The sequence below is a fragment of the Leclercia sp. LSNIH8 genome (genome assembly GCF_002920195.1).
Lineage (GTDB): Bacteria > Pseudomonadota > Gammaproteobacteria > Enterobacterales > Enterobacteriaceae > Enterobacter.
On the sequence record NZ_PQJY01000039.1, the window covers coordinates 1 to 820 of the forward strand.

The following is an 820-nucleotide window of genomic DNA, read 5'->3' on the forward strand; positions in this document are numbered from 1 at the left end:
GGCACTGTTGCAAATAGTCGGTGGTGATAAACTTATCATCCCCTTTTGCTGATGGAGCTGCACATGAACCCATTCAAAGGCCGGCATTTTCAGCGTGACATCATTCTGTGGGCCGTACGCTGGTACTGCAAATACGGCATCAGTTACCGTGAGCTGCAGGAGATGCTGGCTGAACGCGGAGTGAATGTCGATCACTCCACGATTTACCGCTGGGTTCAGCGTTATGCGCCTGAAATGGAAAAACGGCTGCGCTGGTACTGGCGTAACCCTTCCGATCTTTGCCCGTGGCACATGGATGAAACCTACGTGAAGGTCAATGGCCGCTGGGCGTATCTGTACCGGGCCGTCGACAGCCGGGGCCGCACTGTCGATTTTTATCTCTCCTCCCGTCGTAACAGCAAAGCTGCATACCGGTTTCTGGGTAAAATCCTCAACAACGTGAAGAAGTGGCAGATCCCGCGATTCATCAACACGGATAAAGCGCCCGCCTATGGTCGCGCGCTTGCTCTGCTCAAACGCGAAGGCCGGTGCCCGTCTGACGTTGAACACCGACAGATTAAGTACCGGAACAACGTGATTGAATGCGATCATGGCAAACTGAAACGGATAATCGGCGCCACGCTGGGATTTAAATCCATGAAGACGGCTTACGCCACCATCAAAGGTATTGAGGTGATGCGTGCACTACGCAAAGGCCAGGCCTCAGCATTTTATTATGGTGATCCCCTGGGCGAAATGCGCCTGGTAAGCAGAGTTTTTGAAATGTAAGGCCTTTGAATAAGACAAAAGGCTGCCTCATCGCTAACTTTGCAACAGTGCC

At 52.4% G+C, this 820-nt stretch carries 1 protein-coding gene; it reads left to right on the forward strand.

The genetic code is table 11. The annotated features are described in order from the left end of the window. The first annotated feature begins 63 nt into the window (after positions 1 to 63). The gene (locus tag C3406_RS25855) at positions 64 to 768 is read left to right on the forward strand and encodes an IS6-like element IS26 family transposase (RefSeq protein ID WP_001067855.1); all 705 of its coding nucleotides are present in this window, start codon (positions 64 to 66) and stop codon (positions 766 to 768) included. Positions 769 to 820: the final 52 nt, after the last annotated feature.

Bases quoted from the DNA above. Each gene is read 5' to 3' on its own strand.
- C3406_RS25855 (WP_001067855.1), top strand. From the start codon at position 64: ATGAACCCATTCAAAGGCCGGCATTTTCAGCGTGACATCATTCTGTGG.